Consider the following 25,676-nt stretch of genomic DNA (forward strand, 5'->3'; position numbering starts at 1 on the left):
CAGTTTTATGAATCTCGCCATCAACGGTTTCGGCCGTATCGGCCGGCAGGCGTTTAAGGTCGCCATTTTGAAAAAAGGCATCAAAATTGTCGCCATCAACGATTTAACGGACACAAAGACACTGGCGCATCTTTTAAAATATGACACGGCTTATGGTCATTATGATTTGCCGGTCAGTTTTGATGAGAAAAATTTAATTGTCAAAGGCCAAAAAATTCCGGTGTTGGCGGAAAAAGATCCAACGCAGTTGCCATGGGCAAAAATGAAAGTGGATGTGGTTTTGGAATGCACAGGCCGGTTTACCAAAAAAGAAGACGCGGAAATGCATATAAAAGCGGGCGCTAAAAAGGTTATTTTAAGCGCGCCGGCCAAGGGCGGCGGCGTGCCCACTTATGTGCGCGGAGTAAACTGTGCAAAAGTTGGCAAGGAAGCGGCTAAAGTTATTAATAACGCATCCTGTACCACCAATTGCATTGCGCCGGTGATGGCGGTTTTGCAGGAAACTTTTGGAATTGAAAAGGCGTTTATGAGCACCGTGCACGGTTATACCGCTGACCAGAATTTGCAGGACGGACCGCACAAAGATTTGCGCCGGGCGCGGGCAGCTGCGGAAAACATCGTGCCGACCACTACAGGCGCAGCCAAAGCCGTAGGCGAGGCCATGCCAACAGTGCAGGGGATTTTTGACGGGCTGGCTTTTCGCGTGCCAGTTCCGACCTGTTCTTTGTCAGATATTACCGCGGTCTTAAAAAAGAAAGTGACTAAAGAAGAAATAAATAAGGCCCTGATTGAGGCCTCCAAAACTGAAAGATTTGCCGGAATTTTAACAACCACCGTTGAGGAGTTGGTTTCTTCAGATTTTGTGGGCAATACCCATTCTTCAATTATTGATTTGGGTCTGACCAATGTGGTTGGCGGAAATTTGGTGAAAGTCGTGGCTTGGTATGATAATGAGGCGGGCTATGCGAACCGGTTGGTGGAAATGGCGGAGTTGTACGCGTAATTTATAAATATGAGAATTTTATCAACCGAAACAGTAAAAAAAGTTGGTGAGGAGGTTTTACTATGTGGATGGATCAATGCCCGGAGAAACATGGGCAAGATTGTGTTTTTTGATTTGCGCGACCGGAGTGGAATCGTGCAAGTGGTTTGTGTGCCGAGTGAGTTGGATGAGAAATCTTTAGAAGACGTGAAAAAAGCGCGAATGGAATATTGTATTGAGATAAAAGGCGTGGTGCAGGAGAGGGGAGAAAAACAAAAAAATCCTGATCTGACCACAGGAAACGTAGAGGTGCTGGCTAAGTCGGTTTCTGTTTTAAATGAATCAGAGGCGATGCCATTTGATGTCAGCGCCGACACGAAAGAAGTAAACGAAGATCTGCGCATGAAATATCGCTATTTGGATATCAGATCAGAAAGGATGCAGAAAAATTTGCGTTTGCGCGACAAGGTGACAACCTTCTTCAGAAAATACATGCATGACAACGATTTTGTTGAAGTTGAGACACCTATTCTGATGAAAGGCACACCGGAGGGCTCAAGAGAGTATGTTGTGCCTTCAAGATTACATACTGGAAAATTTTATGTCCTGCCTCAATCTCCGCAACAATTTAAACAATTGTTAATGGTGGGTGGAATGGAGAGATACTTTCAGATTGCCAGATGTTTTAGGGATGAAGACCAGCGCGGTGACCGTCAGCCGGAATTTACGCAATTGGATTTTGAAATGTCATTTGTTACCCAGGAAGACATCTTAAAATATACCGAAGCCATGTTTATTGAAATGATAAAAAGTGTTACGCCGGAAAAACACATTTCCAAGACGCCATTTCCGCGCTTAACTTATAAGGAATCAATGGATAAATACGGCAGTGATAAGCCGGATTTAAGAAAAGATAAGAACGATCCAAATGAATTGGCCTTCTGTTGGATTCTGGACTTTCCGATGTTTGAAAAAGATGAAGAAGGGAACATTCAGGCAATGCACCATCCTTTTTGTTCGGTGAAAGAAGAAGATAAAAAATTATTGGACAAAGATCCAATGAAGGTTCGGGCTGATTCTTATGATTTGGTTTTAAACGGTTATGAACTTTCAAGCGGCAGTATCAGGATTCATCAGAGAGAATTACAGAAGAAGATTTTTGACATTCTAAAAATCAGTGAAGAGGAACAAAAAAAGCGTTTTGGGCATATGCTTGAGGCCTTTACCTTTGGCGCGCCTCCGCATGGCGGATTTGCGCCGGGGATTGACAGAATTGTCATGCTTTTAACCAATGAACCCAATATCCGCGAAGTTATTGCTTTCCCGAAAACCGGGGATGCCAGAGATCTGATGATGGACGCGCCGTCCGAACTGCCGGAAAAGGCCCTGAAGGAAGCGCATATAAAAATTGATAAGAAATAGTATGGTCTTTTCTTCCCTCCAGCAACACGTAATCAAAATATGTTATGGCAGGGACAAGGTTGACCGAAAAATTTTTGCTGATTTTTACGGGGGGAAAAACATTAAAGAAACGGCGCGGACAAAAATAATCACGAAGAGTTTGGAACGATTGATTGATAAGGGTTTGCTGGTGGGCTACGGCGTGCGCACACCGAAAAAATGGTTTATCAAGGAAGTACGCGTCACCAAACAGGGCAAAAAAATTTGGGAAAAGTGGCTAAACAGAAAACAAAGAAAATTAGCGGTTTAAATGTGGTCTAAATTATGCCGGATTTTAAGCTGGAAAAGTTTGAAGGTCCGTTGGACTTTTTGCTTCAGCTCCTGGATGAACAAAAATTAAATATTTCGGAAATCGCTCTTTCACAGGTGACAGAGCAATTTTTTTCTTATCTGGATAAACTTGAAGAAAACCGATCCGAAGAATTGGCGGATTTTTTGGTGATTGCCGCCCGCCTTATTTACACCAAGTCCCACCACCTGTTAAATTATTTGTATCCGGAAGAAGAGGAATCCGGCCCCAGTTTGGCGGATCAGCTCAAGATGTACAAAAAATATATTGAAGCCAGCAAAGATATTAACAGATTATGGTCAGCTGGCAGAATTGCTTATGGCCGCATTGAACCGCCAATTAAGATAAAGGAATTTGTTTTGCCGATAAACACGCAGTTAACCAATTTGCATTCGGCCATGACGGCTTTGGTGAGTCGTCTAAAGCCGCTTCAACCTTTGCCACAGGTGACTATAGATCACACGATCTCAATTAAACAAAAAATAGACAGCATCAGGGAATTGCTCCGAAATACCAAGCAATTTAATTTCAGCGAGATGCTTGCCGGAGCAAAAAACAAGACGGAAATCATCGCCAATTTTTTGGCCATACTGGAACTGATAAAAGATAAGTTTGTTTTCATAAAACAAGATCAGGCCTTTGCTGATTTAATAATCAAAAAAGTGTAGTATGTCTATTTTATCAAAATTGGAATCAATTTTATTTGTGGCGTCAAAACCTCTGGCTCTGAAAAAAATCGCCGCGGTTTTAGGCGCGAATGAATCGGAAGTAAGTTCGGCGATTGACCAGTTGCGTTTGAAATACAATAATCAAAATTCAGGGATCATTATAATGCAAAACGGCCAGGAAGTGCAAATGATGGCCAGTCCGGATAATCGTGAAGTCGCCGAGAATTTTATGAAATCCGAAGTGTCAGGTGAGCTTACCCGTCCGCAACTGGAAACTTTAACCGTTATCTCTTATTGCGGACCGATAACCAAGCCGGAGCTTGAACAAATCAGGGGCGTAAATTGCGGACTTATTTTGCGGAATCTGATGTTGCGGGGGCTGATAAAAGAAGCCGATAGCGGCTTGAATTTACTGCCGACCTATGAAGCGACGATGGATTATTTAAAGCACTTGGGAATAACCAGCTTAACAGAATTGCCGGACTATGATAAGCTCCATAATCATCCGTATTTGACGAATGAAGCGATATGTTAGAGAAAATACCGGAACCATTTTTTTCTTTTGGAATCATGGTGTTGGGGATTCTTATTTTGTTTTTGAGCCCGATCTCTTTAACCGTTGGGAAGAGTTATTCTTTTATTCCTTTTCCGGGCAGCGCGCAGAGGGCCAGCGCCGGAACAAATATAGTTATGGAGAATTTTCCGGCCAGCCGGCCGGCCGTGCCCATACAGAAAGATAAACTCGGTTTTGCCGGATCAAGTACCGCCGCTTCGGCCATTGTGGTTGATACCGGCACCAAGACCATTTTGTTTGATAAAAATAAAGACGAGGTCAGGCCGCTGGCCAGCATCTCCAAACTCATGAGCGCGATGGTTTTATTGGATTTGCCGATCAACTGGAATGTTTCCACGACAAAAATAACCGACGCGGATTATGACGGCAGTGATCACAATGTTAATGTGGGCGAGGAGTACACATTAAATGATTTGTGGCACGTGGCCTTAATCGGTTCTTCAAATACGGCGATCAGGGCTTTAGTGCGCGCCGTTGGGTTTACTACCGATGAGTTCGCGCAAAAAATGAATGCCAAAGCCAAAGAATTGCGGCTTTTTTCCGCTCATTTTGTTGAGCCCACCGGGCTTTCCAGTCAGAATGTGGCCAATGCTTACGATACGGCAAAATTATTAATTGATGCCTTGAAGTTTGATAAAATTTATACCACGGTTCAGATCGGACATTATGAGGCCCATCCGTTAAACGGCCAGCCAAAGAAAATCTGGACCACTGATTGGCTGCTCACCAATTGGGTGCCGAATGATTTCAAGATGGAAGACATCGCCGGCAAAACAGGATATATTACCGATTCCGGTTATAATTTTGCCGTGAATTTAACCAGCAAAAAAAACCATACTATTACGGTTGTGGTGCTTGGTACTGCTTCCAATGAACAGCGGTTCAGCGAGGCCCGCGATTTGGCCGAATGGACATTCAGCAATTTTGTTTGGCCGGAAGATGATGGGTATAAAACTCCGGCGCAATAGAACTTCTTCTATTTTTGTGGTATACTAAACATCGGCAACTCTTGCCGATTATTATGCACTTCCATAATATTAAAGATATAAAAGATTTTAAGAACAAAACCGTCCTGGTTCGCGCCGATTTTAACGTCCCTATAAAAAATGGCCGAATCTTGGATGATTTTAAAATCAAAAAGGGGACTGCGACCATTAAATATCTGTTGAATAAAAAAGCCAAAGTGGTTTTGGTTTCTCATCTGGGCAGGCCAAGCGGGTATGATAAAAAATTAAGCTTGAAGCCGGTTAAAAACCTGCTGGAAAAATTTTTGCGTAAGAAAATTAAATTCCTGGACGTAAAAGATTGGAAAAAAGTTCAGGGCGATATCGTTAAGCTGCCCTCCGGCGACGTTACATTACTTGAAAATATTCGTTTTATTAAAGGTGAAGAGGAAAATGATAAACGAGTGGCCAAAAGGTTGGCCGGTTTAGCGGATATTTTTGTGCTGGACGGGTTTGCGGTGTCGCATCGTGCCGCGGCTTCGGTTTCGGGGGTGGCAAAATATTTGCCAGCCTATGCCGGACTTTTATTAACTCAAGAGCTGGACGGTTTGGCAAAAGTTTTAACCCAGCCAAAACATCCGTTGGTGGTGGTGTTGGGCGGTGCGAAGATGGAAACTAAGATTCCGGTTTTGAAAAATTTATTATCCAAAGCAGACCATATTTTGCTTGGCGGCGGGATTGTCAATACCTATTTATGGGCCAAGGGTTACAAAATTGGAAGTTCGCTGATTGAGAAAAATTTTAAGCGGGAAGCTAAGAAATATTGTTCAAAACATAAAGTTGTCATGCCGGTTGATGTGATAGTGGGGAATGCTAAAGGCAAGCAGGCGCGGGCCATAAAAATTGATAAGAAATTTAAAGTTAAAAACGGGCAGGGAATTTATGACATTGGTCCGGAAACCATAAAGCTCTTTTCCAAATATATAAAATCAGCCCAGACCTTGGTTTGGAACGGCGCGGTCGGCTATTTTGAACAGCACCCTTATGAATACGGAACTTATTCCGTAGCCAGATTAATGGCCGCGCGAGCCAAAGGCAAGGCCTTTGGCGTGTGCGGAGGCGGGGAAACAGTGGAAGTTTTACGAAAGCTTGGTTTAATGAGTGGCATTGATCTTGTTTCCACCGGCGGCGGAGCGATGCTTGAATATTTAAGCGGCGAAAAGTTGCCGGGCGTGGAAGTGGTCAAACACAAATTGCATTTTTTACATAAGATATTTAATTAATAAACATATGCCTAACGGAAAAATCAAGGAGCACGGACCAACGTGTCTGTGCTGTCACGGTGGTTTTATAAAAAAAATAATGCTCACCTTAGCCGGCGTGCTTTTGGTCTATGTAATTTTTTATTTCGGCACCATGATCCGAAATAATATAAAACAATTCAATTATATCGGCCAGGCCGACAGAGCCGAGCGGACGATTACGGTTAATGGTTATGGGAAGGTCACCGGAAATAATGACATAGCCGTTACTACGATCGGCTATTCAAATACCGATAAAGATGTGGCTAAGGCGCAAACGGATAATAAAAAGGTTATGGATTCGGTCTTTGCGGATTTAAAAAAGATAGGTATTGAAGATAAGGATTTGCAGTCGGATTATACTATTTATCCGGAGTATAATTACACGCAGGACAAAGGCCAACAGCTGATAGGGTACAGGGTGACCAATTCTCTAACTGTGAAAATTCGGGATTTGAAGAAAATCAGCGACGTGCTTAATTTAGCCGGGAAATACGGCGCTAATAATGTGAGCGGTTTAAGTTTTACTATTGATGATCCGGAAAATCTGAAAACAGAGGCCAGAGACAAAGCGGTTCTTGATGCCAAAGACAAAGCCGGTTATTTGTCTGATACATTGGGCGTCGGGCTAGGCCGGGTGGTGTCATATACTGAATATGAGGGTTCATCTATAAGTAGCGACATGTATGCAATGAAGAACTATGCGGGTGCCGAAGGCGGCGGGGCCGCTCCGATTAGCGTTTCCGGCGGCAGCCGGGATGTGATTATGAACGTCTCGGTGACTTACGAAATATATTAAAAAGGTTTAAAAAGTTCTCCTCTCGCCGAGGGGAACTTTTTTATTTTTGGCAGTTGTTGGCAGACCGGCGCTGTGGTATAATATGCGCGCACATATTTAACCTTTTTAGTTATGAAAATAAAACAGATTTTAGCCCGTGAAGTGCTTGATTCACGCGGAAATCCAACCGTAGAAGCGAAGGTGATTTTGGCAAGCGGAGCTGTCGGTTCGGCCAAAGTGCCTTCCGGCGCTTCAACCGGTTCGCATGAGGCGCTTGAGCTTCGCGATGGCGGCCAAAGGTATGACGGTAAAGGGGTTTTAAAAGCCGTTAAAAATGTGAACACGATTATTGCCAAAGCAGTGGTGGGCATGGAAGTGGAAAATATCCAAGCGATTGATCAAAAAATGATAACTGTTGACGGGACAAAAAATAAATCAAAATTAGGTGCGAACGCGATTTTATCCGTTTCACTGGCGGTTGCGCGGGCCGGAGCCATTGCGTCCAAGATGCCGCTCTATAAATATCTGCGCAAAGTTTATCAGATAAAAGAAAAAGGATTTAGAATGCCGGTTCCGACCATGAATATCTTAAATGGCGGTCGGCACGCGGACAATCAACTAAACATCCAGGAGTTCATGATTATACCGCGTCACAGATTACTGCGGGAACGGGTGAGAATGGGAGCACAAATTTTTCACGCCCTGCTCGGTTGGTTAAATCAGAGGGACTATGTCACTGCCGTGGGCGATGAAGGCGGATGCGCGCCGGATTTATCAAACAATGAAAGGGCCATACAGATTATCATTGAAGCCATTAAGCTGGCCGGTTTCAAACCGGGCAAAGATGTATTTTTGGGGATGGACATTGCCTCTTCGGAATTTTATAACCACGGCAAATATTATTTTATCAGTAAAAAACAACCGTGGGATGCCGGGAAAATGATTTCCCTCTTTTCACAATGGGTAAAAAAATATCCGATTATTTCCATTGAAGACGGACTGGCTGAAGACGATTGGGCAAACTGGAAACTGCTCACCGCCAAGCTGGGAAAAAATGTGGCGTTGGTCGGGGATGATTTGTTCGTAACCAACATAACCAGATTGGGTAAAGGTATAAAAGAAAAAGTGGCTAACGCGATTTTGATCAAGTTAAATCAGATCGGCACGTTGTCGGAAACGATGGCCGCGATCATGCTGGCCAAGCAAAACCATTATCAAGTCAGCGTCTCGCACCGAAGCGGTGAAACCGCCGATACATTTATTGCCGATTTGGCCGTGGCCGTCAATGCTGAATTTATTAAAACCGGATCCTTGTCCCGATCGGAACGCGTTGAAAAATATAATCGTTTGATGGAAATAGAAATGGAATTAGGAATTTAAAATATGTCAAAACAAAAAACAACCTTATTGGTCATTATGGACGGTTGGGGTATCGCCGCTCCCGGCCGCGGCAATCCGGTGACGGCAAAAAATGCCCCGAATTATTTTTCCTGGTTGAAAAAATATCCTAACAGCAAGCTTGAAGCCAGCGGTTCGGCGGTCGGTTTGTTTAAAGATGAAGAGGGGAACAGTGAAGCCGGTCATTTAAATTTGGGGGCCGGCCGCATGGTCAAACAAGACGCTTTATATATTTCCGAAGCCATTGCCGACGGAACGTTTTTCAAAAATAATGCTTTTGATCAGGCCCTGCATCATATCAGAAAATACGGGACGGCTATTCATGTGATGGGACTCCTGTCAAACCACAACAGCGCCCATTCCTGTCCGGAGCATTTGTACGCGCTTTTGGATTTATTCTACAGTGAAGGCATAAAACAAGTTTATCTTCATCTTTTCACGGATGGCCGCGATTCCGGCCAACATGATGCTCCCAATCATCTTAAAAAATTAGAGAAACATTTTCATGGCACAGAACAGATCGCCACTATTATGGGCAGGTTCTATGCTATGGACAGAAACAAAGATTGGGATAGAACCAAAAAGGCCTATGAGGCAATGATACTGGGCAAGGGCTGTGTGGCCGGTAGCGCCGAAGAAGCCATAGCCCAATCATATAACAAAGGCGACACAGACGAATTTGTCTGTCCGACGGTTATAGTCAAACATAATCAGCCGACGGCCACTATTAAAGATAACGACGCAATTTTCTTTTTTAATCTGCGCAGTGATCGGGCGCGGGAACTGACCAAGGCCTTTGTCCAGCCGAATTTTAAAGAATTGAATCCGGGATCTTTTACCAGAACAAAGTATCCAAAAAATACCAGATTTGTGGCTATGGCCGATTTTGGGCCTGATTTGCCCGGCGTTCTCACCGCCTTCCCGAGCCGGGATGTTCCCAATAGTTTGGTACAGATGTTATGCCCGCGTCCGCAGCTGTATATTGCCGAATCGGAGAAATTCGCTCATATAACCTATTTCTTTAACGGCGGTTATGCCCAGCATTTTTGTGAGGAAAATTGGGTAAAGATAGAATCGCCGGAAGTTAAAAATTATGCCGAAAAACCGGAAATGAGCGCTAAAAAAGTCGCGGATTATGTTATCGGCGCTCTTGAGTCGCATAAGTATGAATTTATTGCCGTTAATTTTGCCAATCCCGATATGGTTGGTCATACCGGAAATTTTGCGGCCGGAGAAATTGCAGTAAACACGGTTGACCGCGAGGTGGCAAGAGTGATAAAGTCCTTGGAGAAAAATGGCGGCGCCGGAATTATTACCGCCGATCACGGCAATATTGAAGGAATGATAAATTTAAAGACCGGTGAAATAGATACCGAGCACTCCACCAATCCGGTGCCGTTTATCTTGATAAACACACCGGCTCCGCGTAAATTACCGGCAGGCAAGCTCGCCAATGTGGCTCCGACGTTATTAAAACTTATGGGTATAGGTAAACCGGAAGAGATGACTGCCAAGAGTTTAATTTAACAATATATATGTCCTACAAACCGGTGGTATTAGTGATAATGGACGGCTGGGGGATTGCTCCTGATAGCGCCGGCAATGCGGTCACCAGAGCGCAAACGCCCAATTTCAAAAGATTCCTAAAGGATTATCCGACCATGACCATTTATGCCGCGGGCAACGAGGTCGGTCTTTTGTTCGGCGAAATGGGCAATTCTGAAGTGGGGCATTTGAATATCGGCGCCGGCCGGGTCTATTACCAAACCTGTCCGAGAATCAACAAAGAAATTGCCGAAGGAAATTTCTTTAAGAACGAGGCGTTTTTAAACGCGATTAACAAAGCCAAAAAAAATAAGACAAAATTGCACTTGATTGGCCTGGTCAGTTCCGGAAATGTGCATTCAAGCAGTGATCATTTATATGCCTTGCTTGATCTCTGCAAGCGGCAAAAATTTCAAAATGTTTTTATTCATGTTATTTTAGACGGCCGGGATTGCTTGTATAATTCCGGCAAGGACTGCGTGTCTGCATTGATCGGCAAGATGAAGGAATATAAAGTCGGCACCATTGCTTCTCTTTCCGGAAGGTATTACGCGATGGACAGAGATAACCGCTGGGACAGATGCGAAAAGGCGTATAAGGCCATGGCCGAAGGCGTGTCAGAGCGCAGCGGTGATGATCCGATTAAAATGATTGAGGAGGCCTACAGTCAAAATAATTTTGATGAAGAATTTATCCCCGGAGTTATTACCAAAAATGGCCAGCCGGTGACCACAATAGACGAAGGCGACGCGGCTATATTTTTCAATTTTAGACCTGACCGGGCCAGAGAACTGACCCAGGCCTTTGTTTTGCCCAGTTTTAATAAGTTTGCCAAAAAACCTATCAAAGATTTATATTTTGTGACCATGTCCGAGTATGAAAAAGATCTGCCGGCTGTGGCGGCTTATACGCCGGTGGTGGTGCACAATTGTTTGGCCGAAGTGATAAGCAAAGCGGGGTTAAAGCAATTTCATATTGCCGAAACCGAAAAATACGCGCACGTAACCTTTTTTTTAAACGGCACCATTGAAGAGCCGTTTCCGGGCGAAGACAGATTTTTGGTTCCGTCGCCGAAAGTGGCCTCTTATGATTTAAAACCGGAGATGTCGGCCGCCGAGGTTTTAAAGGAATTAGGCAAAGCCATTGACAGCGAAAAATATGATTTTATTATTGTTAATTTCGCCAATCCGGATATGGTGGGCCATACCGGCGTTTTGAAGGCAGGTATCAGATCCTGCGAAGTGACGGATAAGTGCATCGGCGATTTGGTTGACCATGTGTTGTCTCATAGCGGCGTGGCTGTTATCACGGCCGATCATGGCAATGTTGAAGAAATGATAAATTTGCAAACCGGTGAAATAGATAAAGAACACTCAACCAATCCGGTGCCGCTCATTATTGTGGGCAAAGATTTTTTGGGTTCTGCCGGGCCGGCCGGCGATGCTCCGGAAGGGGATTTGAGTTTAACTCATCCGGTCGGCGTTTTGGCTGATGTGGCTCCGACCATTTTGAAATTAATGGGAGTGGAGCAGCCGCCGGAAATGACCGGCCAGCCGCTTATTTAACCGGCCTTATTTAGCCGACAGTGTTTTCTTTATATATTCTATAACCTCCGCTTCAAGTTCTTTCAATTTTTTACCGGTCTCTTGAAAAGAGGCGTTTTTTTTGTTGCCTTCAGGATGGAAGGGCGAGAGCAGAAGCTTGGCGTCATGCTGTCTGTCACAATACAAAAATCCCTGCACCAGATCGGCTGTCTGCGGATTTTCATAGAGAAGCAAAACTACCTTGGCTTCCGGAGAATTACTAATCAGTTCATCAATCAGTCCGTGCAGTTCTTCAATGCCGGCTCCGGATCTGGTAAAATCTTCGCGAGTAAGCGATGTCCAAACCAGTCCCAGACCGGGATCGTTTTCCATATGAATGAGCGCCTGTCCCCAAATTTTTAGTGAAGCAATGGTTTTTGTCCGGTAAAGATTTTGGACTATTTTTTCCCTGTCTGCCCCCAGGTTCATCAGCTGGCTGGCCACATTTAAAGTTAAAGGCGTAACATTGCTGGCTTTAAAGCTTTGGGTTTGGCTGATCATACCGGTTAGTAGTGCATTGGCAATATCTTCATCAATAAACGCCTCGCCCAATTGGGACATTGTTTTAAAAATTATTTCCGAGGTTGAGGTGGCGGTTAGATCAACATAGTTTATCTGGCCGTAGTGTTCATTGCTCGGGTGATTGTCAAAATTTACAATCGGTATCCGATAAAAAAGGTCGGTGTTGCTGAAGAAAACATTGCCCAGGGAGTCCAGGTCTTGAGCGTTTACGGTTATAATCAAATCGTATTTAAAATTTGACTGGGCGGTGCGCAGTTCGTTTTTGGTGATTATTCCTTGTTTGGGAGTGAGATAAATGGAAAGCCAGTTGTCTTTGATGTCATAGCTTAAAGTGTCTATTTTTATATTAGACACATCAACCTTAATCATGAATTTTTGCAGATGAGAAATTTCGGACGAAATACCGGCGATGTCTTTGAGGAACTTCAAATTTTTCGGTTCGCGGAAATTATCACAGACAACATCCACCTGTTTATGCTGTTTTTCCAGAAATTTTTTCCAAGCCAAAGACCCGCAGATGGCGTCTGTGTTTTGCGCGGAATTAAACACCAATAAGATGTGTTTGCTGTTTTCAATCAGTTGGTGCAGTTGTTGGATCTCATTTAATGCCATAATTTAGCCAAAAACTTGGAACATCCCATTTTATCAATCTTTCCAAACCTTGTCAACAACCGGGTTGACTGATGCGTATTTGATTTTTTGGCCTAGATTTAGTAAAATATTAGCAGTTTGCTTAATTAGATACCTATATATTGTTTATGAAAATTGATACCAGCCCGGAAAAAATCAACGAATTGCTTAGTCGGGGGGTGGAAAACGTATTTCCAACCAAAGAGTTTTTGGAAAAAGAGTTAAAATCAGGAAAACAGCTAACACTATACACGGGTTATGATCCAACCGCGCCGACTTTACATATCGGGCATGGCATAACTATGTTAAAACTGCGCCAGTTTCAAGAGTTGGGGCATAAGGTGATTATGCTGATAGGTGATTTTACCGGCATGATCGGCGACCCGACCGACAAGACATCTGCCAGGCAAAAATTGACCCGCGAACAGGTTTTAGAAAATTGTAAGAGTTATAAAAAACAGGCCTCTGCGATTTTGGACTTTGCCGGGAAGAATCCGGTGGAAGTAAAATACAACAGCAAGTGGCTGGCAAAATTAAATTTTGAGGACTTGATTGAATTGGCTTCTCATTTCACCGTTCAGAGAATGCTGGAAAGAGATATGTTTGAAAAGAGGATGCAGGAAGAAAAACCAATTTACATGCATGAGTTTTTTTATCCGTTAATGCAAGGTTATGATTCGGTGGCTATGGACGTTGATGGAGAAGTGGGTGGAAACGATCAGACCTTTAACATGCTGGCCGGGCGTGATTTAATGAAAGATTTAAAAAATAAAGAAAAATTTGTTTTAACAACCAGATTGCTTACTGATGCCGGCGGCAAGAAAATGGGTAAGAGCGAAGGTAATATGGTGGCATTGTCAGATGGGCCAGAAGATATGTTTGGAAAAGTGATGAGTTGGAGCGATGAAATGATTGGACCGGGATTTGAATTGTGCACACGCGTGCCCATGGATGAAGTTGATGATATGAAAAAAGATATGAAATCCGGCGCCAATCCGCGTGATTTCAAGATGCGTTTGGCCTATGAAGTTGTCAGAACATTTTTGGGAGATAAATATGCCAAGCAGGGCGAGGAGCATTTTCAAAAGGTCTTTCAGGAGAAAAGCAAACCGGAAGATATACTGGAAATAAAACCGAGCGCCGCCGATATTATAACTGTTTTGGTGGAAGCAAAAATTTGCAAAAGTAAATCAGAGGCACGGCAGGTTATTGCCCAGGGCGGGGTGAAAATAAACGATCAGAAGGTTGCGGCGATTGACATCAAAGTAAAATCAGGCGACGTGGTGCAAAAGGGCAGCCGGTTTTTTGTGAAAATAAAATAGTATGTGTAAATTGAAAGAGGAAGTGGCAAATTTGTTGCGCGACATAGGCGTGGAAGGCGAAATTGATATTATCACTCCACCTGATCCGGAAATGGGGGATTTGGGTTTTGCCACTTTCGGTTTGGCCAAACAGCAGAAAAAAAATCCTTATGATGTAACACTTGAGCTTAAGTCAGCAATTGAGGAGAAGGGAATGCCTAATGGTATTGAAGGTATTGCGGCGGTAGGCCCGTATTTGAATTTTTATTTTAAAACCGGCGGTTTGGCCAAATGTGTTATTGAAGAAATAAAAGTTCGGGGCAAAGATTTTGGCAAATCACAGACAAAACAAAAAGAAAAAGTGATGATTGAATATTCCCAGCCGAATACGCATAAGGAATTTCATATTGGCCACTTAAGGAATGTATGTATTGGTTCATCTTTGGTCAATATCTTTCGCGCCAGCGGCTATAAAATTTTGAGCGCGAATTATGTCGGTGATGTGGGCGCGCATGTGGCCAAGTGCCTTTGGTATATAAAAAAGTTTAACAAAGAAATTCCAAAAGAGAATAAAGGAAAATGGCTGGGCCAGATGTATACCGAAGCCAGTCGGGTGTTGGAGGATAAACCGGAATTGAAACCGGAGGTGCAAGAAGTGCAGGCCAAACTGGAGAGCGGCGATAAGGACTGGGTAAAATTTTGGCAAGAAACCAAAAAATGGAGTTTGGAAGAGTTTAAAAGAATTTATGATTTATTGGGAGTAAATTTTGATGTTTGGTTTTATGAAAGCGAAGTGGAAAAACCGGGCAAAGACATGGTTGATGAGTTACTAAAAAAAGGCGTGGCCCAAACCGGGGAAGGCGGGGCGGTTATTGTTGATTTAAATAAATACGGGCTTGATATATTTTTGATTTTAAAATCAGATGGGACGTCACTCTACGCTACCAAAGATCTGGCCTTGGCCAAAAAGAAATTTCATGAATATAAAATTGATAAAAACATCATGGTGGTTGACAGCCGGCAGGAATTTTATTTCAAGCAATTATTCCAAACTTTGGCATTGGCCGGCTGGAAAAAAGATCTACAATATATCGGTTATGAATTTGTGAAGCTGCCGGAAGGCGCCATGGCCAGCCGTACCGGCAATGTAGTTTTGTTTGACGATCTATATAATGATGTTTTTGCCACGGAAGTAGAAGAGGTAAAAACACGCCACGCGGATTGGAGCGCGAAAAATATTGAAGAGGCAGCGCGCGTACTAGCTTTGGGCGCTTTGAAATTTGACATGCTTAAGCATCCAGTTGATAAGGTTATCATTTTTAACAAAAAAGAGGCCCTGGCTTTTGAGGGTTATACCGGCCCGTATGTTTTATATGTTGTGGCTAGGATAAATTCACTCTTAAAAAAATCTAAAAATAAAATAAAGAAGGTTGATTTTGAGTTGTTAAAAGAATCGGAAGAAAAACAGCTTTTGTTGTTGATGTCTCAATTTGAAGAAATAATTATAAAATCTTTAGAAAATTATAATCCTTCTGTGATAATAAAGTATTGTTTTGATTTGGCAAAACAATACAATGACTTCTATACCCAGCATAGCGTGCTAAGCGCCCAGACCCCGGAACTAATTAATGCGCGTTTGGCCATATCTGCCTGCGTAAAGCAGGTTTTGGAAAACGCACTGGGACTGCTGGGCATTGACACAGTGCCCGAAATGTAGTATAATCAATTGTTCGTTCTTTGATAAATTTATTTGAAATTGCCCGATTTTTGTATACAAAATTTGTAGATAAAAACAGGGCAATTTCGCCCAAAAACCTTGAAGGAGGCACGACATGTCCAATTCTCGCAGTGGTCCAGCTCTTAGCGAACAGGTGGAGGCGTTGGGGAGGTTGCCGGTGGATTTCGCGGAGGTGGACTGTCTGCCTCCCGAGATCAAGAAGCTCATCGCTGATCCAGTCACGTGGAGTGACCCCCGGGTGCGGGGGTACACCACCACGAAATCCACGATCGCCCACATCCTCGCCGAGAACCCGGCTTCGGATCGGATGCTCCAGATTGTCTACCCGGACACCAACGGTTCGCCCTTGGTCAACGGTTTGGACAGGTTCTTGAGCCGGTCGCTCTCGGGCCAGGCGCTTCGTGATCGTCTGGACTTCTGTTCGGACTGGCTGGCGGACAACTTCGCCCGTCGCGGCAAGCGCATCATTGACCTTGGCGGCGGCTCCGGTTCGTACGCGTTCAGGGTCTTTCGTGTCCACGGTTTGATTCCCGCAAAGTTTGTGTGGGACATTTTGGACCTTGACCTTGAGGCCCTCAATGTCGCCCGGATGCGGGCGCATGACACCGGCCTGGACGGCGTCATCCAGGTCCGCCAGGGTAACTTCAAGCACGACAGCGCCATTCTGCCCGAGAAGGCCGACTACGCTGTTCTCATTGGAGTTCTCTGCGGCATGGACAAGGACACTGCTAGGGACGTGCTCTGCCGTGCCAAGGATCACCTCAAGCCCGGCGGTGAGATGCTCGCCGCGACCCTCCTGCAGAAGGCCTTTGATGAAGACCCTCGCACCTTCCGCATCCTCTGCAACGTCGGCGGCTGGCAACTCCGCCCCAAGACGCCGGAGCAGGTTGCTGAAATCTTCCAGCTTGCCGGTTGGGAGATCATCGGCGATATGATGTCCGAGCGTCCCGACACCAAAGTCGGCGGCGGTCAGTACGCCATCGTGCACGCCCGCGCCCTCTAGCGCGGTCCTGCCGAAACACCCTCATGCCCGTGCCTGTTCTCTCCGAGAGCAGTCACGGGTTTTTTTTATTTTATTTTTATGGTAAAATATATCAAACGCAATCGGAATCATCTTCAACTATGGAGGTCTCATACACATATTTTGCCTTTTCAGCTGTCTTTAATGCTTTTGTCAGCACTTTTTTGGGTTTCTTGATTTTGTTTAAAGACAGAAAAAACAAGATATACAGAAATTTGGCCTGGTTCAGTTTTGGCGTGGCCCTATGGTCTTACGCGTATATCCTGTGGCCATTGGCGCCTAACCGCGAACTGACTTTGTTGTCTTTCCAACTCCTTCACATCCCGGCTTGCTTTGTGTCTATCTTCTATCTTCATTTCGTCGTTAACTGGCTGGGCATATATAAAAAACAAAGATTGATAATTTGGCTGGGATACATCATTTCCTTCTTTTTTGCCTGTACTACTTTTACGACGGATTTTATCGCCGGCATGGTGCCTAAGTTCGGTATGCGCTATTGGGCGGTGCCTGGGCCATTGTATGATTATTATTTGGTAATGTTTTTTGGCTTCACGCTTTACGCCACTTATCTTTTGATTAGGCACTACTCTAAAGAAACCGAAATCAAAAAGAAACAAATTGCCCTAATGCTGGTCGGCATCGTTTTATCTTTTATCGGCGGCTCAACCAATTATTATCTTTGGTATGAGGTGAATATTCCACCTTACGGAAACATCCTGGCTTCCTCGTTTGTTATTTTTACCGTTTATGCCATTATCCGTTATAAACTTCTTAACATAAAACTCATTGCCACTGAAGGCGCGCTTCTGATAATGAACACTTTATTGTTGTTCAGGTTTTTGACTTCAAGGGATACGACTGAATTGATTGTCAATCTTTTAATCATGATTGGTTCTTTGGTCCTTTCTTTTATCTTGATTTCAAGCGTAAAAAAAGAAATAAAACGCCGTGAGGAAGTAACTGTTTTGGCGCGTTCGCTTGAAGCCGCCAACGCCCAACTGAAAGAATTGGATCAGCAAAAAACCGAATTTTTATCCATCGCCTCCCACCAACTGCGGACGCCGCTTTCCATCGCCAAAGGGTATATAGAATTGATTAAGGATGGGGCCTATGGAAAGGCGGGGCCGGAAATGGTTAAAGTTTTGGATAAAATGGATACCAGCAATGAACACTTGGTAAAACTGGTTGACGAGTTTTTAGACATCACTCATATTGAACAGGGGCAGATAAAATATGATTTCGCGGAAAAAAATATCTGCGAGATCACCGATGATGTTATCCATGAGCTGGCGGAAAAAGCAACACAGCAAGGATTGAAAATAAGCTGGGCTTGTCCCCGGGAAAGAAAAAATATTTTTTGTGATGGCGAAAAAATTCGTCACGTGGTATTAAATTTCATTGATAATGCCATTAAGTATAGCGACAAGGGTGTGGTGGCGATTACTTTAAAGAATGAAAATAAGGGAGTGGCCTTCAGAGTAAAAGATAACGGATTGGGTTTTGATAAAGCGGATGAAGCCGGATTTTTTCAAAAATTTTATCGCGGGAATAATGTTAAGGGCGTAAGTATTAACGGTACCGGGCTTGGTCTTTTTGTTTGCCGTAAATTTATAGAAGCCCATAAGGGCAAGGTTTGGGCCCATAGCGACGGCTTGGGCAAGGGCAGTGAGTTTGGTTTTTGGATACCGTCAACCCAAAATTCATGATTGTCAATTTTTTTTAAATAGTGTAATATATACTTGTTAAAAATTAAGCCAATACCATATGATATTTCAAAAATCATCCCCTAAAAATATTGTTGAGGAAGAACTGGAAATAGTTGAATTTTCTCCGCAAACCACTTCCGATGAAGTGGAAACGGTTGTTGGTCCGTCCGTAAATGTTGAGGGTGATTTTGCCTCGGAAGGCAATATCGTGGTAAAGGGCACGGTTTCCGGCAGTGTTTATACCAGCAAGCACCTGACGGTTGAGATTGGCGCCAAAATTGTCGCCAATGTTAGAGCCGGCAGCGCTACGATCGCCGGTGAAGTAAAGGGCAACATGAAGATAAAGGAATCGCTGGAACTCACATCCACTTCAAAAGTTTTAGGTGATGTTGATGTCAGGACATTGACGGTTGAATCCGGCGCCCTGCTTTACGGAAAAATCACCATGCCCGGAATGGACGCGAGCGACAAACCGTCACGGAATAAATCGGTTAAAAGGGTGACAGAGGAACAGATGACCACGCTTGAATAGAGGAGTTGGAATTTGGATATATTTATGTATGTTTATCTCTACGACAATCTTTTGCGCCAGAAAAATTTTACTTCCACCATTAAGGCAATTGAGGTTAGATTGACCGATTACGGGATTGCCGGAAAAATTTTGCGTCTCAACAATTATATTGACACCAAGCCGATAATTGAGGATGAAATCAAGAAAGGCGCCAAAACCATAGTTATTGTCGGCAATGATTCAACCTTCGGCCAGGTGTTGTCGCGCAGCGCCACCTGTGGCTGTACATTTGGTTTTCTGCCCGTCGGGCCGGATAATTCCATTGCCGAGGTCTTGGGCATCCCGGAAGGGGTGGAGGCCTGTGATGTGTTGTCAAAACGTCGCCGTGAATTTTTGGATGTCGGCTGGATGAACAGCAGATACTTTGTTTCCCAGCTTCACATTATGCCGGGAAAATTACAAGTGGTTTATGATGAGCGCTTTAAGGTTACGGCCGCTGACAAAATGGAAGTTATTGTTTGTAACTTACAGCCGTTTTTTTGGAAAAAAGACAAGAAAGACCGGGAGCGCCGCGTGGTGCATCCGCAGGACGGAAAATTAGAGGCGTTTCTGCGGCCTTTGACAAAAAACAAGTGGTGGGGGTATAAATATGAAGACCCCAGCATTTTTCCGTTTGAAGAGATGATGATTTCCAGCCGCGAACCGTTTACGGTTGAGGCAGACGGCAAAATCTCAAAGGAAGTTAAAGTAAAAATAAAATTGGCCCACAGCAAGATAGATATGATTGTGGGGAGGAATAGGAAGTTTTAAATATAAAAAGGAGGGGTATGAAAAGAGGAGGAAGGAAACCCTTGGGAAGGGTTAAAATTAAGTGGTCTTCTAATTTTGCGTATGCAATTGGGCTTATTGCGACTGATGGATGCTTATCAAAAGATGGTAGGCATGTAGTTTTTGTTTCAAAGGATTTAGAGCAGATAGAAAATTATCAGAGAACTTTAGGTATTTCATGTTCCATAGGGCGGAAAAGCCGGGGAGGCGAAAGTGAAAGAAAATATTTTGTTCTTCAGTTCGGGGATGTCCTTTTCTATAAATTTTTATTATCAGTAGGTCTTACTCCTGCCAAATCGAAAATTATTGGTGAGCTTGAAATACCAGATGAATATTTTTTCGATTTTCTGCGTGGACATTTGGATGGAGACGGGACGTTTTATTCGTATTGGGATCCGCGTTGGCATTCCAGTTTTATGTTTTATACTGTTTTTCTTTCAGCGAGCAAGAAACATATTGATTGGATATCCTCTAAATTATACCAATTTTTGGAAATCAAGGGGCACATAGTGAATAATAACGACTTAATTTACAGTTTGAAATTTGCCAAAAATGAATCTTTAAAATTATTGCCAAAATTGTATTATTCTGATAAAATAATTTATCTGTCCAGGAAATATAATAAGATACAAAAAGCTCTGCATATTGAAAACAAGCACAATAATGAGTCAAAAAATGCCCGGGTGCTGTAACCGGTAGCCAGCTTGGTTTGAGGTACCAAGGTCCTAACGGACGTGGAGGTTCAATTCCTCTCCCGGGCACAATTTACTTTGCTAAAAAGTGAACTTCATAGTAAAATATAGGGGATATATGCGTTACTTTATCGGAATAGTCATGGTCGCGGCAGGGGTGTTTTTGGTTTTAAAAACTGAATGGTTTATTCAGAATTTTGGCACTAATGCTTGGGCCGAAGAAAAATTCGGTACAGGCGGCGGCACCAGAATGGTGTATAAATTCGTGGGAATTATTTTAATATTTTTTGGTTTTTTGGCGATAACCAATTTATACCAGGGATTTTTAGCCGGCACAGTCGGCAAAATATTTGTCCGCTAATAAATATATGACCCATTCAGGCACAGCTTTAATTGATCCATATAAAATTTTTGCGAAAATTGATTTGGGCCCGGGTATGCGGGTGGCGGATTTGGGCTGCGGTCGCACCGGTCATTTTGTTTTTGCGGCCTCACAGGTTATCGGCGATAAAGGAATTGTTTACGCGGTTGATGTGATTAAAAATGTTTTGGAAAGCGTCAAGAGCATGGCTAAAACCGAGGGTTGTGATAATGTGCGAACCGTGTGGTCTGACATTGAGTTGATTGGTAAAACGCCAATACCGGATAACAGTTTGGATGCTTGTTTTTTTATTAATGTTTTGTCCCAGGTTAAAGATAAGGTGTCGGCCCTGGGGGAGGCGACACGCATGCTCCATCGTGACGGATTTTTAATTGTGGTGGACTGGGTAAAAAAATTGGGCGGCTTGGGGCCAACACCTGAATTAATGCTGCCGGCGGAAAAATTAACTGGTTTGGGCGCGGAGAAAAATTTAAAACCAATTGACAAATCCATGGCCGGGGACTATCATTACGCTGTAATTTTTCAAAAAACCGTATGAACATAAAAAATTTATTTGATTTATACTATTGGTTTAGGGAGCCGTATACCGCTACGGGCCTGACTCTCTGGCTTTTGGTCGGCGGCTTTCTGTTTTTGATCGTAACCGGCCTGATTATACAAATAATCGCGCAATATATTAAAAATAAGACCAGCAAGGTTGTTTTAAAGAAAATCAGTACCCTGGAAATGACAATGGGCTTTCTTGGTTTGCTTTGGATGTTTTTCAGGCAGGAAAGAGTGGCGTTTTTGGCCTGGAGATTTTGGCTGCTAATTTTTGCCGCGGTTTCGGTCTGGTGGATATATAGAATTATTTGGTATGCGGTCAAGCGCGCGCCGGAGATAAAAGCCGAGCAGGAGAAGAAAGAAAGAATTGAAAAATATTTGCCCGGTCGCGGTTAGATTATAAACTATGACAAGGAGGGGGAAAAATTTGGGTGACTTCGGAGAAGCCCGGGCCTGCGATTTTTTAATCAGGCACGGGTTTGCAATTATAGAAAGAAATTATCACACGACAGTTGGTGAAATAGATATCATCGCCGAGAAGGGCGGTGATTATTATTTTATTGAAGTGAAAACGCGCCGGAATTTTAATCTGGCCAGTGATGAGGCAATAACTTTCTCTAAACGCAAACGACTGAATAAAACCGTCAAGATATATTGCTATCGGAAAAATATCGCCGGTGGTTCAATTATTTTAGCCGGCGTAATTATCGCGGCTGATGCGGCGCGGAAAAAATTGAAATTCCGATTTTGCGTGTTTAGTTGACATTTTGTGAAATTTTTAGTATAATATGGCCAACTTTATTCATAATATTTTTAATATGGCGGTTCATCCATCTAAAGAAAAAACATTTGTTATCATCAAACCGGACGGAGTCCAGCGCGCTTTGGTTGGCGAGATAATTCAGCGTTTAGAAAAAGTCGGTTTGAAAATTATTGCTTTAAAGATGGTGCTTCCAACCGAAGATCAGTGCTGGACGCATTACAACAAAGACGATGCCTGGTTTAAGCAAAAAGGGGAGAGGACGATTGAAAACAGAAAAGCGATGAAAATGAAGGTTGATAAATCAGCTCTTGAATACGGCAAAGATATTGTCCGCGCTTTGGTTAAATTTATGACTGCCGGTCCGGTGGTGGCTATGGTTTTATCCGGCAATCAGGCGGTAGGGATTGTTAAAAAATTAGTTGGCGGCACCGAACCGCTGACATCCGATGTGGGAACCATCAGAGGTGATTTGACTTTGGATTCTTATGAACTTTCCAGTTTGGATGAACGGGCCGTGCGCAATTTGATTCATTGTTCGGATAAACCGGAAGAAGCCGAGAGGGAAATTGACATTTGGTTTAAACCGGAGGAATTGATTGGTTATAGGCAGATTCAGGAAGAGATTTTGTATGATGTAAACCTGGATGGAATTCTAGAGTAACTAAATATAAAAGATAGTTTCTTCTCTCTTTAGTTTTAATTGATTTAGCTCAAAATCAGGTGTATAATATCCCCATCTTAAGCAATTTTTTTGTATTCCTAAAATATGCCTAAAAAACAAATCATCGCTGTCCTCGGAGCCGGAAACATGGGCACATCCATCGCCAATGTAATCGCTCAAAATGGGTATAGTGTAAATCTTTGGAACTATGAAGGCGACCCGGAACCCTTAAAGCAAATTGCCCAATTCGGCGAGAATAAAAAATATCTGGCCGGCATAAAGTTATCAAAAAATATTAAACCGGTTTTTGATTTGGCCAAAGCTCTCAAAACCGCCAATATTGTCTTTTTTGTCGTGCCCAGTTCATTTGTGGCTGATCTTGCCAAACGAACGGTCAAACATTTAACAAAAGAAACTATTTGTGTTGACGCCTCCAAAGGTATGGATGAAAAGTCCCTGGAAATCATCCCCAATATTATCAGCGCCAGCTTGCCCAAGCATTTAAAAAACAAAGTGGCCACCATTTCCGGACCGGCGATTGCTATTGATATGGTCAAAGGCGGTTTTACAGCCATGAATATCGCTTCAAAAAATTTTAAATCAATTACAGCCGTCAAAAAAGTAATGGAAAATAAAAATCTGAAATTGATCCCAACCAACGATATTATCGGGGTTGAAGTTACGGGTTCGTTTAAAAATGTTTACGCCATTGCCATGGGCTTGTGTGACGGGTTTGGATATTCGATGAACACCAAAGCCGCCCTTTTGGTTATCGCTTTAAAAGAAATCAGCGTATTGGTTAAAAAAATGGGCGGAGAGTCCCATACGGTTTATGATCTGGCCGGCCTGGGTGATTTGGTCGGCACTGGTCTTTGCGCCACCAGCCGCAACCGGCGTTTCGGCGAACTGGTTGCCCAGGGTCTTACCAAAAATGAAGCAGTAGCCAAAGTCGGCCAAACAGTTGAAGGTATAAAGGCCAGCCAGACGCTTTATAAACTCAATAAAAGATATAAGATAAAATCTCCGTTTGCGGAAATGGTCTACAAAATAGTTTCCGGCGTTGCTTCGCCCAAATCTGCTTTGGAAAAATTTTTACAAAATATCAAATAATTAAATGCGAGCCAAGACGGAAGACAAATCATTACGCGTAATTTCGGTACTTTTTTTAGTAATCGCCATAGGTGTGGCGGTCCGGCTTTTTGTTTTGCAAATTGTTGAATACCAATATTACTCAACCCTGGCCTTAAACAGCCACGAAATTTATAAACAGCTTTTTCCAACCAGAGGCAATATTTATATTCAGGATACGCGCAATCATACCGAATATCCTTTAGCCATTAATCGACCGTATTATTTATTATACGCCGTACCCAGGGATATATTAGCGGGAGAAATTAGTTCCACCACTAATTTTTTGGCGAATTTGTTACAGCTCCCGCCGGAGAAAAAAATCGTTATTCAGGAAAAATTATCCAAATCCAATGATTTGTATGAAACGCTTGCCCGGAAGGTATCGGATGAAAATATTGATAAAATCAGCAGCGCCAACATCAAAGGAATAAATTACTCCAGCCAACAGTTCAGGTATTATCCGGAGCAAAATTTGGCGGCCAATGTGGTTGGTTTTGTCGGGTCTGATGTTGCCGGTAATTTAGTCGGCAATTATGGGATTGAAGGTTTTTGGGAAAAAGAATTGGCCGGTAAAAGCGGTTTTCTGTCCGGCGAGCAAGGCGCGCTCGGCAGTTGGATATCTTTGGCCGGGCGCACCATTCACCATGCGCAGGACGGGGATAGTTTGCTTTTGACTATAGATCGCACTTTGGAGTATAAGTCCTGTGAGAGGTTGCGACAGGGGTTTGAAGAATATAAGGCGAAAAGCGCGACGTTGATTATTATGGAGCCGTCAACCGGCGCGATTCTAAGCATGTGCAGTTTGCCGGATTTTGACCCGAATAATTACGGGCAAGCGACTGATCTGGCCGCGTATAACAATACGGCTGTTTTCACTCCTTATGAGCCCGGTTCGGTTTTTAAACCAATCGCCATGGCCGCGGCGCTGGATTTGGGAGTGGTTAGCCCGGATACAACCTATGTGGATACCGGAGAGAGGATTATAGATGATTATAAAATTCATAACGCCTTGAATAAAAAATACGGGCTCGCGACCATGACCAATGTGCTTGAAAATTCTATAAATACCGGTATGATTTTTGTGGAAGAAAAATTGGGCCGTGAAAATTTTAAAAATTACGTGGAAAAATTTGGTTTTGGCAAAGAAACCGGCATAGAGCTGGACACGGAAACAAGCGGTGACATTTCCTCTTTCAGTAAGAGAGCGGCTATCTATTACGCCAACGGCGCTTTTGGCCAAGGGTTTACTGCCACTCCGCTTCAGCTGGTGACCGCTTACGCGGCTTTAGCTAACAATGGTAAATTGCCGAAGCCATACATCGTTTCGCAAATCAGGCACGCTGACGGCCAAGTGGAAAAAACCGAGCCGCGGATAGTGGAGAATGTGATCTCGCCGCGCGCCGACCAATTAATAACCGGTATGCTCACTTCGGTAGTTGAAAAGACCTATAAAAATGTGGCCAAAATCCCCGGATATTATATCGCCGCCAAAACCGGCACGGCGCAAATCGCCCAGGGCGGAAAATATTCCGAAGCTACAAATCATACTTTTATCGGGTATTTTCCGGCGGATAATCCGAAGTTTGTGATGGTGGTAAAGTATGAAGCGCCGGACCGGCTTTGGGCCGAACAAACAGCGGCGCCGGTCTTTAAAGACATTGCTAAATTTGCCTTGGACTATTATGGCATTCCTGCCAACAGATAAATTAATTTTTTAAATAATA

Annotated in this window: 26 protein-coding genes and 1 tRNA gene; 26 read left to right on the forward strand and 1 reads right to left on the reverse strand. The window is 43.4% G+C overall.

Annotation, left to right across the window (positions count from 1 at the left end):
- Positions 1 to 7: 7 nt before the first annotated feature.
- The 11 genes from gap to gpmI (WC526_01520) all read left to right on the forward strand — a co-directional run bounded on the left by gap (position 8) and on the right by gpmI (WC526_01520) (position 11,505).
- A complete protein-coding gene (gene gap / locus WC526_01470) occupies positions 8 to 1,003 on the forward strand; it encodes a type I glyceraldehyde-3-phosphate dehydrogenase (GenBank protein MFA5061796.1) in 996 nt (331 codons plus the stop codon).
- A gap of 9 nt (positions 1,004 to 1,012) precedes the next feature.
- A complete protein-coding gene (gene aspS / locus WC526_01475; protein ID MFA5061797.1) occupies positions 1,013 to 2,404 on the forward strand; it encodes an aspartate--tRNA ligase in 1,392 nt (463 codons plus the stop codon).
- A gap of 1 nt (position 2,405) precedes the next feature.
- Complete coding sequence (locus WC526_01480; GenBank protein MFA5061798.1) at positions 2,406 to 2,693, forward strand: hypothetical protein; 288 nt, start codon at positions 2,406 to 2,408, stop codon at positions 2,691 to 2,693.
- 14 nt (positions 2,694 to 2,707) lie between these two features.
- Positions 2,708 to 3,400, forward strand: coding sequence for a segregation/condensation protein A (locus WC526_01485; protein MFA5061799.1), 693 nt, complete (start codon positions 2,708 to 2,710; stop codon positions 3,398 to 3,400).
- A gap of 1 nt (position 3,401) precedes the next feature.
- Positions 3,402 to 3,935: an SMC-Scp complex subunit ScpB gene (locus WC526_01490; protein ID MFA5061800.1), complete on the forward strand. Its 534-nt coding sequence runs from the start codon at positions 3,402 to 3,404 to the stop codon at positions 3,933 to 3,935.
- Positions 3,929 to 4,942, forward strand: coding sequence for a serine hydrolase (locus WC526_01495; GenBank protein MFA5061801.1), 1,014 nt, complete (start codon positions 3,929 to 3,931; stop codon positions 4,940 to 4,942). The genes WC526_01490 and WC526_01495 overlap by 7 nt, the downstream gene beginning before the upstream one ends.
- Before the next feature lie 53 nt (positions 4,943 to 4,995).
- Positions 4,996 to 6,201 carry a phosphoglycerate kinase gene (locus tag WC526_01500; GenBank protein MFA5061802.1) on the forward strand — a complete coding sequence of 402 codons (1,206 nt, stop codon included), beginning with the start codon at positions 4,996 to 4,998 and terminating at the stop codon, positions 6,199 to 6,201.
- A 7-nt stretch (positions 6,202 to 6,208) separates the two neighbouring features.
- Complete coding sequence (locus tag WC526_01505; GenBank protein MFA5061803.1) at positions 6,209 to 7,018, forward strand: SIMPL domain-containing protein; 810 nt, start codon at positions 6,209 to 6,211, stop codon at positions 7,016 to 7,018.
- Between the two features lie 111 nt (positions 7,019 to 7,129).
- A complete protein-coding gene (gene eno, locus WC526_01510) occupies positions 7,130 to 8,377 on the forward strand; it encodes a phosphopyruvate hydratase (protein MFA5061804.1) in 1,248 nt (415 codons plus the stop codon).
- A 3-nt stretch (positions 8,378 to 8,380) separates the two neighbouring features.
- The gene (gpmI, locus tag WC526_01515) at positions 8,381 to 9,922 is read left to right on the forward strand and encodes a 2,3-bisphosphoglycerate-independent phosphoglycerate mutase (GenBank protein MFA5061805.1); all 1,542 of its coding nucleotides are present in this window, start codon (positions 8,381 to 8,383) and stop codon (positions 9,920 to 9,922) included.
- A gap of 8 nt (positions 9,923 to 9,930) precedes the next feature.
- Positions 9,931 to 11,505: a 2,3-bisphosphoglycerate-independent phosphoglycerate mutase gene (gene gpmI / locus WC526_01520; protein ID MFA5061806.1), complete on the forward strand. Its 1,575-nt coding sequence runs from the start codon at positions 9,931 to 9,933 to the stop codon at positions 11,503 to 11,505.
- A 6-nt stretch (positions 11,506 to 11,511) separates the two neighbouring features.
- On the opposite strand, the gene WC526_01525 is transcribed toward gpmI (WC526_01520), so the two are convergent.
- Positions 11,512 to 12,657, reverse strand: coding sequence for a DHH family phosphoesterase (locus WC526_01525; protein MFA5061807.1), 1,146 nt, complete (start codon positions 12,655 to 12,657; stop codon positions 11,512 to 11,514).
- A 146-nt stretch (positions 12,658 to 12,803) separates the two neighbouring features.
- Between WC526_01525 and tyrS the strand changes: the two genes are divergently transcribed.
- From tyrS to WC526_01600, 15 genes are all read left to right on the forward strand, one after another.
- On the forward strand, positions 12,804 to 13,997 hold the full coding sequence (tyrS, locus tag WC526_01530) for a tyrosine--tRNA ligase (GenBank protein MFA5061808.1): 1,194 nt from the start codon (positions 12,804 to 12,806) through the stop codon (positions 13,995 to 13,997).
- A 1-nt stretch (position 13,998) separates the two neighbouring features.
- A complete protein-coding gene (gene argS / locus WC526_01535; protein ID MFA5061809.1) occupies positions 13,999 to 15,693 on the forward strand; it encodes an arginine--tRNA ligase in 1,695 nt (564 codons plus the stop codon).
- A 115-nt stretch (positions 15,694 to 15,808) separates the two neighbouring features.
- Entirely contained in the window at positions 15,809 to 16,717 is a 909-nt protein-coding gene (locus WC526_01540; protein ID MFA5061810.1) for a methyltransferase domain-containing protein, read from the forward strand.
- 119 nt (positions 16,718 to 16,836) lie between these two features.
- Positions 16,837 to 18,441, forward strand: a complete 1,605-nt coding sequence (locus tag WC526_01545) for an ATP-binding protein (GenBank protein MFA5061811.1) — start codon at positions 16,837 to 16,839, stop codon at positions 18,439 to 18,441.
- Positions 18,442 to 18,499: 58 nt separating this feature from the next.
- Entirely contained in the window at positions 18,500 to 18,973 is a 474-nt protein-coding gene (locus tag WC526_01550) for a polymer-forming cytoskeletal protein (protein ID MFA5061812.1), read from the forward strand.
- A gap of 24 nt (positions 18,974 to 18,997) precedes the next feature.
- Entirely contained in the window at positions 18,998 to 19,762 is a 765-nt protein-coding gene (locus WC526_01555; protein ID MFA5061813.1) for a diacylglycerol kinase family protein, read from the forward strand.
- Between the two features lie 17 nt (positions 19,763 to 19,779).
- Complete coding sequence (locus WC526_01560) at positions 19,780 to 20,472, forward strand: LAGLIDADG family homing endonuclease (GenBank protein ID MFA5061814.1); 693 nt, start codon at positions 19,780 to 19,782, stop codon at positions 20,470 to 20,472.
- Positions 20,458 to 20,541: transfer RNA gene (locus tag WC526_01565), tRNA-Leu, on the forward strand. Before WC526_01560 ends, WC526_01565 begins: the two co-directional genes overlap by 15 nt.
- Before the next feature lie 49 nt (positions 20,542 to 20,590).
- Positions 20,591 to 20,833: a hypothetical protein gene (locus WC526_01570; protein MFA5061815.1), complete on the forward strand. Its 243-nt coding sequence runs from the start codon at positions 20,591 to 20,593 to the stop codon at positions 20,831 to 20,833.
- A gap of 7 nt (positions 20,834 to 20,840) precedes the next feature.
- A complete protein-coding gene (locus WC526_01575; protein MFA5061816.1) occupies positions 20,841 to 21,392 on the forward strand; it encodes a methyltransferase domain-containing protein in 552 nt (183 codons plus the stop codon).
- Positions 21,389 to 21,793 (forward strand): hypothetical protein, encoded by a 405-nt coding sequence (locus WC526_01580; protein MFA5061817.1) that lies wholly within the window; start codon positions 21,389 to 21,391, stop codon positions 21,791 to 21,793. Before WC526_01575 ends, WC526_01580 begins: the two co-directional genes overlap by 4 nt.
- A 10-nt stretch (positions 21,794 to 21,803) precedes the next feature.
- Positions 21,804 to 22,160 (forward strand): YraN family protein, encoded by a 357-nt coding sequence (locus tag WC526_01585; protein ID MFA5061818.1) that lies wholly within the window; start codon positions 21,804 to 21,806, stop codon positions 22,158 to 22,160.
- Between the two features lie 25 nt (positions 22,161 to 22,185).
- Positions 22,186 to 22,821 (forward strand): nucleoside-diphosphate kinase, encoded by a 636-nt coding sequence (locus WC526_01590; protein ID MFA5061819.1) that lies wholly within the window; start codon positions 22,186 to 22,188, stop codon positions 22,819 to 22,821.
- 105 nt (positions 22,822 to 22,926) lie between these two features.
- Positions 22,927 to 23,931 (forward strand): NAD(P)H-dependent glycerol-3-phosphate dehydrogenase, encoded by a 1,005-nt coding sequence (locus WC526_01595; protein MFA5061820.1) that lies wholly within the window; start codon positions 22,927 to 22,929, stop codon positions 23,929 to 23,931.
- Between the two features lie 4 nt (positions 23,932 to 23,935).
- Positions 23,936 to 25,657 carry a penicillin-binding protein 2 gene (locus WC526_01600; protein ID MFA5061821.1) on the forward strand — a complete coding sequence of 574 codons (1,722 nt, stop codon included), beginning with the start codon at positions 23,936 to 23,938 and terminating at the stop codon, positions 25,655 to 25,657.
- The last annotated feature ends 19 nt before the right edge of the window (positions 25,658 to 25,676 follow it).

The organism is Patescibacteria group bacterium (genome assembly GCA_041649475.1).
Classification (GTDB): Bacteria; Patescibacteriota; Patescibacteriia; order Magasanikbacterales; family GWA2-37-8; genus JBAZNA01.